The 15,286-nt window shown below is 75.3% G+C and carries 15 protein-coding genes; 6 read left to right on the top strand and 9 right to left on the bottom strand.

Features of this window, described 5'->3' with window-relative positions; all coding sequences use genetic code 11:
- Window positions 1-29 precede the first annotated feature (29 nt).
- A complete protein-coding gene (locus tag SH587_RS13660; RefSeq protein WP_320671183.1) occupies window positions 30-623 on the top strand; it encodes a TetR/AcrR family transcriptional regulator in 594 nt (197 codons plus the stop codon).
- A gap of 7 nt (window positions 624-630) precedes the next feature.
- Here SH587_RS13660 and ligD read toward each other — a convergent pair whose 3' ends face one another.
- The 6 genes from ligD to SH587_RS13630 all read right to left on the bottom strand — a co-directional run bounded on the left by ligD (window position 631) and on the right by SH587_RS13630 (window position 7,093).
- A complete protein-coding gene (gene ligD, locus SH587_RS13655; protein WP_320671182.1) occupies window positions 631-1,674 on the bottom strand; it encodes a non-homologous end-joining DNA ligase in 1,044 nt (347 codons plus the stop codon).
- A 39-nt stretch (window positions 1,675-1,713) separates the two neighbouring features.
- Window positions 1,714-3,048, bottom strand: coding sequence for a cytochrome P450 (locus tag SH587_RS13650; protein ID WP_320671181.1), 1,335 nt, complete (start codon window positions 3,046-3,048; stop codon window positions 1,714-1,716).
- Window positions 3,049-3,079: 31 nt separating this feature from the next.
- Window positions 3,080-4,657: an FAD-binding oxidoreductase gene (locus SH587_RS13645; RefSeq protein WP_320671180.1), complete on the bottom strand. Its 1,578-nt coding sequence runs from the start codon at window positions 4,655-4,657 to the stop codon at window positions 3,080-3,082.
- A complete protein-coding gene (locus SH587_RS13640) occupies window positions 4,654-5,334 on the bottom strand; it encodes an SDR family NAD(P)-dependent oxidoreductase (protein WP_320671179.1) in 681 nt (226 codons plus the stop codon). The genes SH587_RS13645 and SH587_RS13640 overlap by 4 nt, the downstream gene beginning before the upstream one ends.
- Window positions 5,335-5,351: 17 nt before the next feature.
- Entirely contained in the window at window positions 5,352-6,281 is a 930-nt protein-coding gene (locus SH587_RS13635) for a sterol desaturase family protein (RefSeq protein ID WP_320671178.1), read from the bottom strand.
- 113 nt (window positions 6,282-6,394) lie between these two features.
- Window positions 6,395-7,093: a FadR/GntR family transcriptional regulator gene (locus SH587_RS13630; protein ID WP_320671177.1), complete on the bottom strand. Its 699-nt coding sequence runs from the start codon at window positions 7,091-7,093 to the stop codon at window positions 6,395-6,397.
- Between the two features lie 109 nt (window positions 7,094-7,202).
- On the opposite strand from SH587_RS13630, the gene SH587_RS13625 reads away from it, so the two are divergent.
- The gene (locus SH587_RS13625; RefSeq protein WP_320671176.1) at window positions 7,203-7,676 is read left to right on the top strand and encodes a hypothetical protein; all 474 of its coding nucleotides are present in this window, start codon (window positions 7,203-7,205) and stop codon (window positions 7,674-7,676) included.
- Between the two features lie 11 nt (window positions 7,677-7,687).
- Here the strand turns inward: SH587_RS13625 and SH587_RS13620 are convergent, their stop codons facing one another.
- Both SH587_RS13620 and SH587_RS13615 read right to left on the bottom strand, forming a co-directional pair.
- On the bottom strand, window positions 7,688-8,446 hold the full coding sequence (locus tag SH587_RS13620; protein ID WP_320671175.1) for a DUF6683 family protein: 759 nt from the start codon (window positions 8,444-8,446) through the stop codon (window positions 7,688-7,690).
- A gap of 48 nt (window positions 8,447-8,494) precedes the next feature.
- Window positions 8,495-8,791, bottom strand: a complete 297-nt coding sequence (locus SH587_RS13615; RefSeq protein ID WP_320671174.1) for a metal-sensitive transcriptional regulator — start codon at window positions 8,789-8,791, stop codon at window positions 8,495-8,497.
- A 179-nt stretch (window positions 8,792-8,970) separates the two neighbouring features.
- On the opposite strand from SH587_RS13615, the gene SH587_RS13610 reads away from it, so the two are divergent.
- From SH587_RS13610 to SH587_RS13595, 4 genes are read left to right on the top strand one after another with little or no spacing between them, the layout of a single operon-like run.
- Window positions 8,971-9,177, top strand: a complete 207-nt coding sequence (locus tag SH587_RS13610; RefSeq protein ID WP_320671173.1) for a heavy-metal-associated domain-containing protein — start codon at window positions 8,971-8,973, stop codon at window positions 9,175-9,177.
- Between the two features lie 39 nt (window positions 9,178-9,216).
- Window positions 9,217-10,146, top strand: a complete 930-nt coding sequence (locus SH587_RS13605; protein ID WP_320671172.1) for a DUF8832 domain-containing protein — start codon at window positions 9,217-9,219, stop codon at window positions 10,144-10,146.
- Window positions 10,143-12,419 carry a heavy metal translocating P-type ATPase gene (locus tag SH587_RS13600; RefSeq protein ID WP_320671171.1) on the top strand — a complete coding sequence of 759 codons (2,277 nt, stop codon included), beginning with the start codon at window positions 10,143-10,145 and terminating at the stop codon, window positions 12,417-12,419. The genes SH587_RS13605 and SH587_RS13600 overlap by 4 nt, the downstream gene beginning before the upstream one ends.
- 42 nt (window positions 12,420-12,461) lie before the next feature.
- Window positions 12,462-13,595, top strand: coding sequence for a PucR family transcriptional regulator (locus tag SH587_RS13595; protein WP_320671170.1), 1,134 nt, complete (start codon window positions 12,462-12,464; stop codon window positions 13,593-13,595).
- Window positions 13,596-13,616: 21 nt separating this feature from the next.
- Here the strand turns inward: SH587_RS13595 and SH587_RS13590 are convergent, their stop codons facing one another.
- Entirely contained in the window at window positions 13,617-15,152 is a 1,536-nt protein-coding gene (locus SH587_RS13590) for a M28 family peptidase (protein ID WP_320671169.1), read from the bottom strand.
- Window positions 15,153-15,286: the final 134 nt, after the last annotated feature.

Below are 15,286 nucleotides of genomic sequence, written 5' to 3'. Positions count from 1 at the left end.
CTCCCCGCTTTGTCAACCGCCGTGCCCCGATGACCTCCCCTGGCCCCGACGCCCCCGCCCTCCCCCAGCCGCCGAAGCGGGCCGACGCCCGCCGCAACTACGAGAAGCTGCTGGCCGCCGCGCGCGAGGCGTTCGCCGACGACGGGCCCGACGCCAAGCTCGACGACATCGCCCGCCGCGCCGGGCTCGGGTCGGGCACGCTCTACCGCCACTTCCCGACCCGCCAGCAGCTGCTGGAGGCGGTCTACATCGACGAGGTCGAGGCGATGGCGCGGGCCGCCGACGAGCTGGCCGCGCGGCTGCCGCCGTGGGAGGCGCTGCGCGACTGGCTGCGCGACTTCGTCCGCTTCTCCGCCACCAAGCGAGCGCTGGCGACCGAGATGCTGACCCAGGTCGACCGCGACGCGGCGGTCTTCGCGGCCTCGCGCGGGACGATCACCCGCGCCGGCGACGCGCTGCTCGGCCGCGCCCAGGAGGCCGGCGCCGTGCGGCCCGACGCGCGCTTCCTCGAGGTCGGGCGGCTGATCGCGGCGATCGGCACCGCCACCAGCGAGGAGGACGAGGTCGAGCGGCTGCTGGAGCTGGTCCTCGACGGGCTCCGCTACCGCCCCGCCGACGGCTGAGCCGCCGTCAGTCGTCCTTGCGGGCCCGCGACGGCTGGACCCGCTTCGGCTCGCCCGGCTGCTTCGGGTAGTTCGGCGGCCACGGCGCGTCGCCCAGCCCCCGCTGCTCCTCGTCCTCGCGCGAGAGCTCCAGCAGCGAGGCCAGCGAGCCGGCGTGCTCGTCGATCGCCGCGTGCGGATCGCCGTCGGCGGCCAGCAGGTCGGGGACGGTGTCGATCCGGAACGCCTCCAGCTCGGCGTCCGGCACCTGGTCCCAGGTCAGCGGCATCGAGACCCGCGCGTCCGGCGTCGGCCGCAGCGACCAGGCCGAGGCGACCGTGCGGTCGCGCGCGTTCTGGTTGAAGTCGATGAAGACGCCGTGGCGCTCCTCCTTCCACCAGCTGGTGGTGGCCAGGTCGGGCGCCCGCCGCTCGACCTCGCGGGCCAGCGCGATCGCCGCCCGCCGGACCGCGAAGAAGTCGTGCTCGGGCCGGATCCGGACGTTGACGTGGATCCCGCGCGAGCCCGAGGTCTTCGGGAAGCCGATCAGCCCGTGGTCCTCCAGCACCTCGCGGACGACCAGCGCCACCCGCCGGACGACGTCCCACGCCACGCCCGGCTCGGGGTCGAGGTCGATCCGCAGCTCGTCGGGACGGTCGAGGTCGGGCCGCCGGACCGGCCACGGGTTGAAGTCGACGACCCCCATCTGGACCGCCCAGATCAGGTGCGCTGCGTCGTTCACCACCAGCTCGCGCGCCTGCCGGCCCGAGGGGAAGGTGACGACCGCCGTCTCCAGCCAGTCGGGCGCGCTGTCGGCGATCCGCTTCTGGAAGAACGGCTTCTTGGTGATCCCGTCGACGAACCGCTTGAGGCTGCCCGGCCGCTCGCGCAGGTGGACGAGCGCGGCGTCGGCGACGGCCAGGTAGTACTCGACCAGGTCGAGCTTGGTGATCGCCCGCTCGGGGCCGAGCCCGTCGTCGCGGTCGGCCTTCGCGGGGAAGAACACCTTGCTCGGGCTCGACAGCCGCAGCTGCCGGCCGCCGGCCTCGATCGTCGTCTCCTCCTTGGCCATGGCGCGAAGCGTCGCAGCCGCGGGCGACGGCGGTGCACGTCAGCCTGCGGCGACCGCCGGCGCGCGCCGCGCCACCGGTGCGCGGACGCCGGTCACCTCGACCGGCACGCCGTGCCGCGGGACGACCGTGATCCCGCGCAGGACCACCGGGTCGGGCTGCGCGCGGAGCGGCCGCAGGTCGAGCGTCGCGACCGCGATCCGCAGCACCTCGACCAGCTCCATCTGGGCCAGCGCGGCCCCGATGCAGCGGCGGATCCCGCCGCCGAAGGGCAGCCAGCCGTAGGCCGGCGTGCGGGCGTCGAGGAACCGCTCGGGGCGGAAGGCGTCGGGCTCGGGGTAGAGGTCGGGCCGTCGCTGGACCAGGGCGATCGCGGGATAGACGCGGATCCCGGCCGGCAGCTCGAAGCGGCCGACCGTCCGCGGCGCGGTCAGCCGCCGCTGGGCGGCGTCGATCACCGGCCGCAGCCGCAGCGTCTCCTTGGCGACCGCGTCGAGCATCGCGTCGCCGCCGTCCTCGTCGATCGCCGTCCGCACCCGCGCCAGCGCGGCCGGGTCGCGCCACAGCAGCTCGACCGCGAAGGCCAGCGCCGTGGCCGTCGTCTCGTGGCCGGCGGCGAGCATCGTCATCAGCTCGTCGCGGACCTCGCCGTCGGTCATCGGCCGGCCCTGCTCGTCGCGCGCCCGCAGCAGCAGCGAGAGCACGTCGCCGCGCTGCTCCAGGTCGGGCGCGGCGCGGCGGCGGGCGATCTCCTCGTGCAGCAGCGCGTCGGCCACCGCCAGCCGGCGGCGGAAGCGGCCGCCGGGGCTCCAGCGGCCGAGGTCGGTCCGCAGCGGCCCCAGCAGCGCCACCGACGAGCCGTCGATCACCCGCACCAGCGCCTGCCGCAGCCGCGCGATCCGGGCCGGGTCCTCGACGCCGAAGACGACCCGCGCGATCACGTCGAAGGTCAGCGCCCGCATCCGCTCGCGGACCACCAGCCGCCGGCCCGGGGTCCAGCCGGCGAACTCGCGCGCGGCCGCGTCGGCGACCAGGCCCCGCATCGCCGCCAGGTGGTCGCCGTGGAAGGGCGGCAGCAGCAGCTTGCGCTGGCGCAGGTGCTCGGCGCCGTCGAGCACCAGCACCGAGCGCGGACCGAGGATCGGCGAGAGGATCGCGTTCGCCTCGCCCGCCCGCAGGTCCGACTGGTCGCCGGTCAGCAGCCGCTTGATCTGCTCCGGCTCGGCCACGTAGACCCCGACCCCGAAGCCGGTCAGGCGGACGCTGAAGACGTCGCCGTAGCGGGCCTGCCAGCCGACCAGCGCGTCGAGCGGCCGGTGGACGAAGCGGGCCAGGTTGACCAGGCCGGGCGCGCGCGGGCCGGGAGGCAGGCTCATGGCCAAGGGGTAGCGGCCGCCGGCGGGCGCGTCAACCGATCACGACGCCGGGGTTGAGGATCCCGGCCGGGTCGAGCTGGCGCTTGGCCGCCCCGAGCGCGGCGGCGAACGGCTCCGGGCGCTGACGGTCGTACCAGGGCCGGTGGTCGCGGCCGACGGCGTGGTGGTGGGTGATCGTCGCCCCGTGCGCGTCGAGCACCTCGCTGACGGCGACCTTCAGCGCGTCCCACGACTCCAGCTCGGTGTCGGGACGGGCGGGCGCGATCACGGTGAAGTAGGGCGCGGCCCCGTCCGGGTAGACGTGGGTCAGGCGGCAGTTGACCAGCCCCGGCGCGCCGCAGACCTCGTCGATCGCGGAGGCCAGCGTCGACCGCAGCGCCCGGCACAGCTCGTGGATCCGGTCCCAGGTGATCGCGGTCTCGAAGGTCTCGGCGATCGCGCCCATCCGCGCCAGGCCGTCGCGGACGTAGGGCATCCGCAGGAAGGTCGCGCGCCAGGCGTCGGCCGCGGCGTCGCGGCCGCCGTCGCCGGCCGGCCGCTCGGGCACGATCCCGCCGTGGTCGGCGGCCAGCTCGAGCGCCAGCGCCAGCCGTTCGTCGACCGCGACCCCGAACGACTCGAAGCCCAGCACCAGCACGCTGACCCGACCGTCGCCGGCCCCGCTCAGCTGGGCCTCGCCGGGGTCGAGCAGGCGGCAGTTGGCGGGCCGCAGGCCGGACTGCGCCAACGCCCGGGCGGCGTCGAGCGCGCGGTCGAAGTCGTCGAAGCGGACGCTGGCCGAGGCCCGCCGGTCGGGCCGCGGACGGACCCGCATCCAGGCCTCGGTGATCACGCCGAGCGTGCCCTCGGAGCCGAGGAAGAGCCGGTCCGGCGACGGCCCTGCGCCCGATCCGGGCAGCCGCCGCGAGGCGCTGATGCCGCTCGGGGTGACCACCCGCATCGACTCGACCAGGTCGTCGATGTGGGTCTCGACGGTGGCGAAGTGGCCGCCGGCGCGGGTCGCGAGCCAGCCGCCGAGGGTCGAGAACTCGAAGCTCTGCGGGAAGTGGCGGAGGGTCAGACCGTGCTCGCGCAGCTGGTCCTCCAGCACCGGCCCGAGCGCGCCGCCCTGGATCCGCGCCGCCTGGCTGACGGGGTCGACCTCGAGCACCCGGTCGAGCCCGGTCAGGTCGAGCGCGACCGCCGCCCCGTGCTCGTCGCCGCGATACTCGACCCCGCCGACGACCGACGAGCCGCCGCCGAAGGGGATCACCGCGACGCCGGCGCCGGCGGCCCAGTCGAGCAGGTCGATCACGTCGCGCTCGTCGCGCGGCCGGGCGACCAGGTCGGGCGGGTGGTCGATCCGCCCCCGCAGGGTTCGCACGACGTCGCGGTAGGCCTGGCCCTTGGCGTGGGCGGCGCGGTCGGCCGGGTCGTCGGAGCAGCGGTCGGCGAGCGCGGCCGGCGGCGCGATCCGCGGCGCCGGCAGGTCGAGGTCGGCGATCCGCGGGACCGGCCGCGGCGTGCTGCGAAGGCCCGGCAGCATCGCCCCGAAGCCCAGGCACTCGGCGTCGGGCAGGGCCTGCTGCTCCCAGCCCCACCCCCACCAGGAACGGGTTCTCTCGCTCATCGGGCGACCTCCGCCGGGACGTGGACATCAGCCCGGCGGTCGCCCGCCGGGTCGCCGCAGAGGGCGAGGATCGTGGCCGCCAGGTCGGCCGGGGACTGCCAGCCGGCGCGGTCGGCGTCGGGCATCGCGGCGCGGTTGGCCGGGGTGTCGATCACCGACGGGATCAGGGCCGAGGCGCGGATCCCGTCGTCGCCGTACTCGGCGTCGAGCGCGTCGACGAAGGCCAGGATCGCGGCCTTGGCGACCACGTAGCCGGCCGCGCCCGCGAACGGGTGGCGGGCGGCGCGCGAGGAGACGCAGACGACGCTGCCCTCGCCGGCGGCCAGCAGCGCCGGCAGGCCCGCGGCGGTGACGGCGTAGGCGGTGTCGAGGTTCAGCCGCAGCTGGTCGTCGAAGGCCGTCCGTGCGACCTCGTGGACGCGGCCGGGAGCGGCGAACCCGCCGGCGACGTTGACCACCGCCCGCAGCCCGGTGCCGGCCTCGGCCGCCAGCCGCGCGGCGGCGTCGGGATCGAGCAGGTCGGCCTCGACCGCCGCCAGCCGCTCGTGCTCGGGCAGCCGGCCGCGGCCGTCGCCGCGCCACGGCGCGACCACCCGCCAGCCGGCGTCGAGGAAGGCGGCGACGACCGCTCCTCCGAGCCCGCCCGTGCCGCCGGTGACGATCGCCGTCCGCTCCATCGCCCGATCCTCGCCGATCAGCGGTCGCCGGCGGGGAGGGCCGGGGCGGAGGCGGTCGCGGTCGTGGTGGCGGGTGGCGGCGGAGCGGTCGCCGCGGGGTCGCCGCCGGCCGGCTTCCAGCCCGGCCCGCGGAAGGCGTAGCCGAAGCGGTCGCGCCACGAGCGCGCGCGGCGGACGTCGCCGGCCAGCGCGGCCCACTCGTGGTAGGCGACGCGGATCGGGTTGAAGGTCTCGATGTTCGTGGTCAGGCCGTAGCGGACCCGCTCGCCCTCGGGCTCGAAGGTGCCGAACAGCCGGTCCCAGACGATCAGGATCCCGCCGTAGTTCTTGTCCAGGTACTGGTCCTGGACGCCGTGGTGGACCCGGTGGTGGCTGGGGGTGTTGAAGATCCACTCGATCGGCCGCGGCAGCTTGCCGACGGTCTCGGTGTGGAGCAGGAACTGGTACAGCAGGCTCCAGGTGTGGGCCAGGACGATCATCCACGGCTTGAAGCCCAGCAGCGGCAGCCAGAGCCAGAAGACGAGGCCGGTGAAGGGCGACCAGTCCTGCCGCAGCGCCGTCGACAGGTTGTAGTGCTGCGAGCTGTGGTGGACGACGTGGGTGGCCCAGAACATCCGCACCCGGTGGTGGCCGCGGTGGTACAGGTAGAAGGCCAGGTCGTCGGCGAAGAACAGCGCCACCCAGGCCCACCAGGCGTCCTCGGGGATCCGCAGCGGCGTCAGCTCGTAGAGGCCGGCGTAGGCGGCGATCGCGACCAGCTTCCAGACCGCCGAGATGATCACGTTGCCCGAGCCCATCGTCAGGCTGGTGGCGGTGTCGCGGGCCTCGTAGCCGACCATCGCGTCGGCCCCGTCGCCGTGGTGGTGGGCCACGTGGCGGAGGGTCAGGATCTCCACCGCCATGAAGACGAAGAAGAACGGGATGGCGGTGAGGATCAGGGCGTCCATGGCGGTCCGTCGTCGGGTGGCGTCGCGCCGTTCGGGCGCCGCCGCTCGTCACTGGTTGTACCAGTTGTTGGAGCTGGTTATACCAGCCGATCGGGCCGGGCGCCAGCGGCGGATCAGCCGAACGCGAGCGCGTCGGCTTCCAGCTGGGCGGCGACCAGGGTGGCCGCCGTCTCACCGTCGCCGTCGCGGACGGCCCGGGCCAGCCGCCGCATCCGGGCGGCGTCGCGCGGGACCAGCGCCACGGCCAGGTCGGCGTAGGCGTGGACCGCGACGATCAGCGAGTTCAGCAGCAGCCGGTAGGCGACGTTGTCGGCCCCGGCGACCAGCGTCCGCCACAGCCGCTCGTAGTCGACGACCACGATCGAGTCGGGGGTGGCCGGGTCCTCGATCGCCGCCAAGGTCCGCTCGACGTCGTCGGCCAGCCGGACGCGGTCGCGGTCGTCGGCCCGGGCCAGGAAGCGGCGGACCGCGTCGACCCCGATCAGCGCCCGCAGCTCCAGCACCGCCCGGATCACCTCGCGCGGGGGCGCGGCGGCGCCGTTGCGGATCAGGTCGAGCAGCAGCTCGACCCCGCCGCTCTCGCGCCAGTCGAGCACCCGGGTCGCGCCGCCCTGGCTGATCCGCACCAGGCCGGCCTGCTGGAGCCGCTTCAGTGCCTCGCGGACGGCGTGGCGGTTGACGCCCAGCTCCTCGGCCAGCACCCGCTCGGAGGGGACGGCGTCGCCGGCGGCCAGGCGCCCCTCGAGGATGTCGCCCCGCAGCCGCTCGTGGACGACGTCGGAGACCCGCCGTCGTGCGCCATCGGTCGCCATCCGCGAGGTTCTAGCAGCCCCGTGGTCCGGGCCCGACCCGCAAATCTCGGGGAGCGGTCAGGGGCGGCTCCCGATGCGCGCGCCCGCGGGCTGGTCGATCCTTGGCGGCATGAGCACGACGACCCTCCGGCGGACCGCCGCCGTGGCCACCTGCGGCCTGCTGCTGGCGATGGCCCCCAGCAGCGCCGGCGCCGCCAGCTACCGCGGGAAGACGTCCGGCGGGACCAGCATCCAGCTCTCGGTCTCCGGCAAGCGGGTCAGCGGGATCAAGACGCTGGTGCCGACCAGCTGCGTCGAGACGACCGGCAGCTTCGGCACCGCGGTCGGGGCGGAGCTGTTCCAGCCACCGGGCTCGTTCACCGTCGGACGGACGGCGAAGGTGAAGGCCCTGCAGCCGGCCGCGATGAATTCCGGCACGAAGGCGACGAAGAACTACACCGTGACGCTGAAGTCGGCCGGGAAGCGCGCGATCAGCGGCAAGCTGGCGGTGAACTTCTCGTACCTGCGCCCGGGACCGTCGATCTACCAGTCGTACGTGTTCATCTGCAGCGGATCGGCGCGGTTCACGGCCAAGGCGCGCTGAGACCGGCCCGGTCAGCGGGCGCGGAGGCCGGCCGCGGTCAGCCGCAGCCGCGCCAGGTCGACGCCGGTGGTCCGCTGGACGGCGACCCGGATCGCCTGGCGGGTGGCGGCGGCCTCCTTCACCAGGCCGGCGTCGAGCTGCTGCTGGTGGACGTCCCACGAGTGGGCGGCGACGGCGCCGAGCAGCTCGAACAGCTGCTGCTGGTCGCCGTCGGAGAGCCGCCGCACGCCGCGGTCGCGGGCGAGGGTCCGGCGGACGCCGAGCAGGAAGCGGCGGCCACCGGCGCGCTGGGCGGCGGTGGCGGCGCGGGTCTCGGAGGTCGGCGCCCGCTGGGCGTAGGCGAGCCACGAGACCAGGTAGTAGCCGGCGACGCCGTCGGCGAGGTTGCGGTTCGAGCCGCCGAAGCGGCGGACGAAGCCGCGGAAGCTGAGGGCGTAGCCGCCGCCGCGGATGCCCTCGCGCTCGACGACGACCCGGTACCAGTCGGGATCGCCGGCGGTCAGCAGCGGGACGAGCAGGTCGTTGGTGCGGGCGGTGACGGCGGCCCGCGGGACGAAGCGGAGGGTGCGCTGCTGGGCGAGGGTCGGGCGCGGAGCGGGACGCCACCAGGAGTCGATCAGCGAGGGGCCCATCACCTGGTGGGCGCTGGGCAGCGGCAGGCTGGGGATGGCGGCGACGGCCGCGCCGGGCGGCGCCGCGAGGACGGCCACGGTCGTGGTCAGGACCGTCGCGATCCCGATCGTCGTGCGCCTGCGTCCCCCGTGCCCCATCGCGTCCCATGGTCCCCGACGGGAGGGATTCCGCGTCGGGAGCGGGCGCTACCCGCGCCGCATCAGCCGCCCGACGGCGGCCATCAGCTCGTCGGTGCGATCGGCCTGCAGCTGCTCGCCGTCGGCCCCGATCACGCAGTGCCGCGCGTGGTCGTCCAGCAGCCCCAGCGCGACCTTGTCGAGCGCCGCCTGGATCGCCGAGATCTGGGTCAGGACGTCGATGCAGTAGCGATCCTCCTCGACCATCCGCTGGATCCCCCGGACCTGCCCCTCGATCCGCACCAGGCGGTCGGTGAGCTGCCCCTTGGTCGCGCTGTAGCCCCGAGTCGGCTTCGTGGTCGCCATGAGCTGATGGTATCAGTACCCCCGGGGGGTTCTTGGAGGTCGGCGGGGGCGGCGTCCACCCGCACCTTCCGGTCGCTCAGCGACCGGAACGTCACATCGGGCCGGCCCGTCCTACCCCCGGGGGGTATGCTACGGTTGTTCTGCAAGTACCCCCCGCCCGTACCATTCCAGGAGACGACATGAGCACCACCGAGCAGACCTTCACCGTCCAGGGCATGACCTGCGGGCACTGCGAGCTGTCGGTGCGGGAGGAGGTCCTCGAGGTCGAGGGCGTCGTCGCCGCCGAGGCCAGCCATCGCGACGGCCGGCTGGTCGTCCAGGGCACCGCCGGAGCGGACGCGATCCGCCGGGCGGTGGAGACCGCCGGATACCGCGTGGCCGCCTGAGCCGCGCGGGTCCACCACCCACCACCCCTCCCCTCCACCATGTCCGTTCCCGCCAAGCTGCTCGCCTTCGCCGCGCTGCTGGCCGCGACCTTCGGGATCGCGGTCGCCGCCGGTGCCGCCTTCGGCCCCGAGGAGACCACCAAGCCCGCCGCCGGTCACGGCGACATGGCCCGCGACGACCGCTCCGGGGACGACCACGGCGCCGCGGACGCCGACGCGATGCCCGCCGGCGAGCACGGCGGCAGCGGCGACGGCGGCCACGGCGCCGAGGAGCCCGGCGGCCTCTCCGCCGCCCAGGACGGCTACCGGCTGGCCCCCGCCACCACCACCCTGACCGCCGGCCGCCGGACGCGCTTCACGTTCCGGATCCTCGGTCCCGACGGCCGCCCCGTCCGCCGCGGCTACGAGCTCGAGTCCGAGCGCGAGCTGCACCTGGTCGTCGTCCGCCGCGACACCGGCGACTTCCTGCACCTGCACCCGACCCGCGCCGCCGACGGCACCTGGTCGGTCGACCTGCGGCTGCCGCGCGCCGGCGTCCACCGCGCCTTCGCCGACTTCGTGGTCGGCGGCAAGCGCCGCACGCTCGGGGTCGACCTCTTCGCCCCCGGCGACTTCCGGCCCGAGCCGTGGCCCGCGCCCGCCGCCGTCGCCCGCGGCGAGGGCTTCGACGTCGCCCTGCCCGACGCCGCCCTCCACGCCGGCAAGTCCGCCGAGCTGGCCTTCGCCGTCCGCCGCGACGGGCGCGCGCCGGAGCTGGAGCCCTACCTGGGCGCCCGCGGCCACCTCGTCGCCCTCCGCGAGGGCGATCTGGCCTACCTCCACGTCCACCCCGAGGAGGGCGGCGGACCCGCCGGCGAGATCCGCTTCGCGACCGCCTTCCCCACCCCCGGCCGCTACCGGCTCTTCCTCCAGTTCCAGACCGAGGGCCGGGTCCGGACGGTGGCGCGTACCGTGGAGGTGGAGCGATGAGCGCGACCACCACCAACGAGCGGCTGGAGCTGCCGGTCCAGGGCATGACCTGCGCGTCGTGCGCCAACCGGATCGAGCGCAAGCTGAACAAGCTCGACGGGGTCGAGGCGACCGTCAACTACGCGACCGAGAAGGCCGCCGTCCGCTTCGACCCGGCGACCGTCGACCCGCAGCTGCTGCTCGACACGGTCGAGGCCGCCGGCTACCACGCGACCCTGCCCGCCGCCGCCGGCGCCGCCCCCGCGGACGTCGACGCGCCGGAGGACGACCCGACGCGCTCGCTGCGCCAGCGGCTGATCGGCTCGACGCTGCTGTCGATCCCGCTGCTGCTGATCTCGATGGTCCCGCCGCTGCAGTTCGACGCCTGGCAGTGGCTGGCCCTGCAGCTCGCCACTCCGGTCGTCTTCTGGGCCGGCTGGCCCTTCCACCGCGCCGCCTGGCAGAACCTGCGCCACGGCACCGCGACGATGGACACGCTGATCTCGCTCGGCACGCTGGCCGCCTGGACCTGGAGCGTCGTCGCGCTCTTCTTCCTCGGCGCCGGCGACCCGACGATGCGGATGCCCTTCGAGGTGGTGCTCGACCGCGGCGCCTCGACCGACCACATCTACCTGGAGGCGGCCGGCGTCGTGACGACGCTGATCCTGGCCGGCCGCTACTTCGAGGCCCGCGCCAAGCGCCGCGCCGGCGCCGCCCTGCGGGCGCTGCTGGAGCTGGGGGCCAAGGACGTCGCCGTGCTCGACGACGACGGCCGCGAGCGGCGGGTGCCGGTCGAGCAGCTGGAGGTCGGCGACCGCTTCGTCGTCCGTCCCGGCGAGCGGGTGGCCACCGACGGCACGATCGAGGAGGGCTCCTCGGCCGTCGACCAGTCGCTGCTGACCGGCGAGTCGCTGCCGGTCGAGAAGCACATCGGCGACGAAGTCGTCGGCGCCAGCGTCAACGCCGGCGGGCGGCTGGTCGTCCGCGCGACGAAGGTCGGGGCCGACACCGCCCTCTCCCAGATCGCGCGGCTGGTCGAGGACGCCCAGACCGGCAAGGCCCCCGTCCAGCGGCTGGCCGACCGGATCTCCGGCGTCTTCGTGCCGGTGGTGCTGGTGCTGGCCGTGGCCACGCTCGGCTTCTGGCTCGGGTCCGGCGACGGCGTCGCCTTCCCCTTCAGCGCCGCGGTCGCGGTGCTGATCATCGCCTGCCCCTGCGCCCTCGGCCTGGCGACCCCGACCGCGCTGCTCGTCGGCACCGGTCGCGGGGCCCAGCTCGGGCTGCTGATCAAGGGCCCCGAGGTGCTGGAGTCGACCCGCCGGATCGACACGATCGTGCTCGACAAGACCGGCACCGTCACCACCGGCCGGATGGAGCTGCAGGACGTCGTCCTCGCGCCCGGCGTCGACCGCGGCGAGGCGCTGCGGCTGGTCGGCGCGCTGGAGGACGCCTCCGAGCACCCGATCGCCCAGGCGATCGCCCGCGCCGCGACCGAGGCCAGTGGCGGCGCCCCGCTGCCCGCGCCGGAGTCGTTCGGCAACCGCGAGGGGCTCGGCGTCGAGGGCGTCGTCGAGGGCCGCGCGCTGGTCGTCGGCCGGCCGGCGCTGCTGGCCGAGTGGGCGATGCCGCTCGACGGCGAGCTGGAGCGGGCCCTGGCCGCGGCCCAGGCCGAGGGACGGACGGTGATCGCCGCCGGCTGGGACGGCGCCGCCCGCGCGCTGTTCGTGGTCGCCGACCGCGTCAAACCGACCAGCGCTGAGGCGATCGCGCGGCTGAAGGCGCTCGGCCTGCGCCCGGTGCTGCTGACCGGCGACAACCGCGCGACCGCCGAGGCGGTGGCGCGGGAGGTCGGGATCGACGAGGTGATCGCCGACGTGCTGCCGGCCGACAAGGACGCCGAGATCGCGCGCCTGCAGGCCGCCGGCCGGGTGGTGGCGATGGTCGGCGACGGGGTCAACGACGCCCCCGCGCTGGCTCGCGCCGACCTCGGCCTGGCGATCGGGACCGGCACCGACGTGGCGATCGAGGCCTCCGACCTGACGCTCGTCTCCGGCGACCTGCGGGGCGCGTCCGACGCGATCCGGCTGGCGCGGCGGACGCTGCGCACGATCAAGGGCAACCTGTTCTGGGCCTTCGCCTACAACGTGGTCCTGATCCCGGTCGCCGTCGCGGGGCTGCTGAACCCGCTCTTCGCCGGCGCGGCGATGGCGTTCTCCAGCGTCTTCGTCGTCTCGAACTCGCTCCGCCTGCGCTCCTTCCGGGCCGAGCGCGGCGACGCCCCGGCGAGCGCCTGAGCCGCCCCTCGGCCTCCCTCGCGCGGCGGATACAGTCGCGCGATGGAGGTCGAGGACGATCAGCGCCAGTCGCTGCTCGCGGCGGTCGCGCACCGGCTGCCGGACGTGGTCGCCAACGCCGCCCGGCGGGCCAAGCGCGAGCTGCCCGAGTACGAGCGGATCGACGAGCGGGAGATCGCCGCCGGGATCGCCGCCGACCTGGCCCGCGGGATGGCCGCGATGGTCGAGGGGCGGCCGCTGACCGACGACGAGCGCGCGGCGATGGGGACGATCGGCGACACCCGTGCCCGCCAGCGGGTGCCGATGGAGGCGATGCTGCGGGTCTACCGGTTCACGATCGACGAGATCTTCAGCCTGCTGTGGGAGGAGAGCCGCGACGGCCGGCTCGACCACGGCCAGGTGCTGGGCCTGATGCGCGACGTCTGGCGCTACGCCGACCCGATGATGGACGTGGCGGTCTCCTCGTACCGCCACCGCGAGCTGCGCCAGACCGTCGCCGACAGCCAGCGGCGGACGGCGCTCGTCCACAGCGTGTTGCTGACCCCGGGCGGAACCTCGTCGGCGGCGGCGCTGGCCTCGTGGGTGACCCCGGGCGGGCGCTTCGTGGCGCTGCGGGCCCGCCACCCCGACGGCGACGCCCGCGAGCTGCTGCTCGACCTGCAGGTCCCGGGCGCGCTGGAGGACGCGGCCGTGGCGCCGTACGAGGACGACATCGTCGGCTTCGCCGCGGCGCGGCCGACGATCGTCCCCGCGCCCGGGGTGGTGATCGGGGTCGGTCCTGCGGTCGCGCTCGGCGACCTGCCGCGGTCGTTCGCGATCGCGTCGCGGGTGGTGAAGACCGCCGCCGCGTTCGGACGCAGCGGGGTCCTGGCCCTGGCCGACCTGCCGCTGGAGGCGCTGGCGCTGGCCGACGCCGACGTCGCCGGCGAGCTGCTGGCCCGCTACGTCGCGCCGCTGGCCGGCGCCGGTGAGGTGCTCGACACGGTCCGGGCCTACCTGGCCCACGACCTGGCCGTCGAGCCGACCGCGCGGGCGCTGTTCGTCCACGCCAACACGGTCCGCAACCGGCTGCACCGCTACGAGCAGGCGACCGGCGCCTCGCTCCGCTCGCCCGCCGCCCTGACCGGGATCGAGCTGGCCCTGCGGCGCGCCGCCCTCGAGCAGCGCGCCGAGTGACGGGTCCCGGCGGAGCCGGGCTCAGTGAGGCGGCTCGCGCAGCTGCGCCTTGCTGAGCGCGTCCATCCGGTCGACGACCTGGCTGAAGGCCGCGGCGACCGGCCGCAGCGACGGCACGTGGACCTTGTCGATCGTGTCGAGGTCGTCGTACATGTAGACCGGGCCGGAGATCAGGCTGATCGTCGGCACGCCGCCGGCGCGGTAGATCGGGTCGGCGTCGGTCGGCATCCCGCCGAGGGTCGCGGCCGACAGCGTCAGGGTCCGGTCGAGCCCGTGCTCGGCGATCGCCTGGTTGACGATCGGCCAGGTAGCCAGGCCGGCGCCGCGGAAGACGCCGCGCGGCTCGGGCTTGTCGGTCACCAGCAGCCGGCCGTCCTTGACCCGGCCGTTGCGGGCGATGTGCTCGAGCGTCACGTTGGCGACGATGTCGTAGGGCGTGCTGCGCGCCCACAGGTACTTGCGGACGAACGCCTCGTGGCTCTGGTAGCCGGTGAAGTGGCTGTCGAAGGTGGTGAAGAGCAGCGTCTTGCGGCGGCGGCCGGCCGGCTCGGCGCCGAACCGCTTGGCCAGCGCCAGCACCTCGGCGGTGCCGGTGGCGTCCTCGACCGCGCCCGGGCCGATCGAGTCGTGGTGCGACTGGATCATGATCGTCTCGCGGCTGCTGCCGGGCAGGGCGCCGACGACGGTCCGGGCGGTGACGGCGCGGCGGTCGCCCTCGAGGTCGATCGTGGCCTGGCGCTGGCCGTCGCGCAGCCGCGAGCGGATCTGGGCCCCGACGCCGGCGGTCACCCACAGCCCGGGGACCGTCACCGGCTGCCGGCGGTAGTACTCGTTGTGGTACCGGTTGGAGTCGAAGTAGTCGGCCAGGACGCCGACGAAGCCGACCGCGCCGGCCGCCTGCGCGCGGTTCAGGGCCGTGACGTAGTTGGTCAGGTAGGGGTTCGCCTGGAGGACCGTCTCGGGCTCGGTGAAGAGGCTCAGCTGAGGGTCGAAGAGGTGCTCCATCACCAGCGCCAGCAGCAGGTTGGGAACCTGGAAGCGGAGGTTGAAGAGCACGATCTTGCCGCGCACGTCCTTGCCGCCGAAGCCGGACGCGTCGCCGTCGCCGACGTCGACCAGCTCGGCGCTGCGGCCGCCGGGGCCGGTCGAGAAGCGGCCGGTCCAGGTCGGCCCGCCGATGAACGAGTGCTGCGAGGGGAAGCTGTCGAAGGCGGTGCCGCCGACCCGCAGCCCGTGCCGCTCGGCCTGCCAGCGGTACGAGGTGGCCTCCTCGAAGTGGACGTCCTGGAGCCCGAAGCGGCGGAAGTGGTCGGCCACGTAGTCGGCCGCGCGGCGGCCGCCGGGGGTGCCGGTGCGGCGCGGCCCGAGGTCGACGAGGTCGGTCGTCCAGCCGAGGATCTCGGCGGTCGACGGCACGCCGGGCGCCGCCGGGGTCGGGGTCGCCGTCGGCGCCGCCACGGCCGTGCCGGTCACGAAGCCCAGCCCCACGACGGCGACCACCGTCGCCAGCAGCCAGCGCCCGATCGCGCCGGCGCCCGGCACCGTCCTCGTCCTCATCCCGCGTCCTCTCTCCGTCCCGGGCCCCATCGACCCGTTCGGCGCAGCCTGACGCGGGACGGGCTGTGACCGGCTCCCGCGCCGTGGCCGCCTGGTTGTGGGAGCGCACAACGGCGGCGGCGCGAGACTGACCG

This window comes from Patulibacter defluvii, from assembly GCF_034096925.1.
Lineage (GTDB): Bacteria > Actinomycetota > Thermoleophilia > Solirubrobacterales > Solirubrobacteraceae > Patulibacter > Patulibacter defluvii.
This window is presented reverse-complemented; position numbering and strand designations above follow the sequence as displayed.

Excerpts from the sequence above, each read along its gene's own strand:
- SH587_RS13595 (WP_320671170.1), top strand. The coding sequence starts at position 12,462 with ATGGAGGTCGAGGACGATCAGCGCCAGTCGCTGCTCGCGGCGGTCGCG.
- SH587_RS13640 (WP_320671179.1), bottom strand. The coding sequence starts at position 5,334 with ATGGAGCGGACGGCGATCGTCACCGGCGGCACGGGCGGGCTCGGAGGA.
- SH587_RS13600 (WP_320671171.1), top strand. The coding sequence starts at position 10,143 with ATGAGCGCGACCACCACCAACGAGCGGCTGGAGCTGCCGGTCCAGGGC.
- ligD (WP_320671182.1), bottom strand. The coding sequence starts at position 1,674 with ATGGCCAAGGAGGAGACGACGATCGAGGCCGGCGGCCGGCAGCTGCGG.
- SH587_RS13605 (WP_320671172.1), top strand. The coding sequence starts at position 9,217 with ATGTCCGTTCCCGCCAAGCTGCTCGCCTTCGCCGCGCTGCTGGCCGCG.
- SH587_RS13625 (WP_320671176.1), top strand. The coding sequence starts at position 7,203 with ATGAGCACGACGACCCTCCGGCGGACCGCCGCCGTGGCCACCTGCGGC.
- SH587_RS13635 (WP_320671178.1), bottom strand. The coding sequence starts at position 6,281 with ATGGACGCCCTGATCCTCACCGCCATCCCGTTCTTCTTCGTCTTCATG.
- SH587_RS13645 (WP_320671180.1), bottom strand. The coding sequence starts at position 4,657 with ATGAGCGAGAGAACCCGTTCCTGGTGGGGGTGGGGCTGGGAGCAGCAG.
- SH587_RS13650 (WP_320671181.1), bottom strand. The coding sequence starts at position 3,048 with ATGAGCCTGCCTCCCGGCCCGCGCGCGCCCGGCCTGGTCAACCTGGCC.
- SH587_RS13630 (WP_320671177.1), bottom strand. The coding sequence starts at position 7,093 with ATGGCGACCGATGGCGCACGACGGCGGGTCTCCGACGTCGTCCACGAG.
- SH587_RS13660 (WP_320671183.1), top strand. The coding sequence starts at position 30 with ATGACCTCCCCTGGCCCCGACGCCCCCGCCCTCCCCCAGCCGCCGAAG.
- SH587_RS13590 (WP_320671169.1), bottom strand. The coding sequence starts at position 15,152 with ATGAGGACGAGGACGGTGCCGGGCGCCGGCGCGATCGGGCGCTGGCTG.
- SH587_RS13610 (WP_320671173.1), top strand. The coding sequence starts at position 8,971 with ATGAGCACCACCGAGCAGACCTTCACCGTCCAGGGCATGACCTGCGGG.
- SH587_RS13620 (WP_320671175.1), bottom strand. The coding sequence starts at position 8,446 with ATGGGGCACGGGGGACGCAGGCGCACGACGATCGGGATCGCGACGGTC.
- SH587_RS13615 (WP_320671174.1), bottom strand. The coding sequence starts at position 8,791 with ATGGCGACCACGAAGCCGACTCGGGGCTACAGCGCGACCAAGGGGCAG.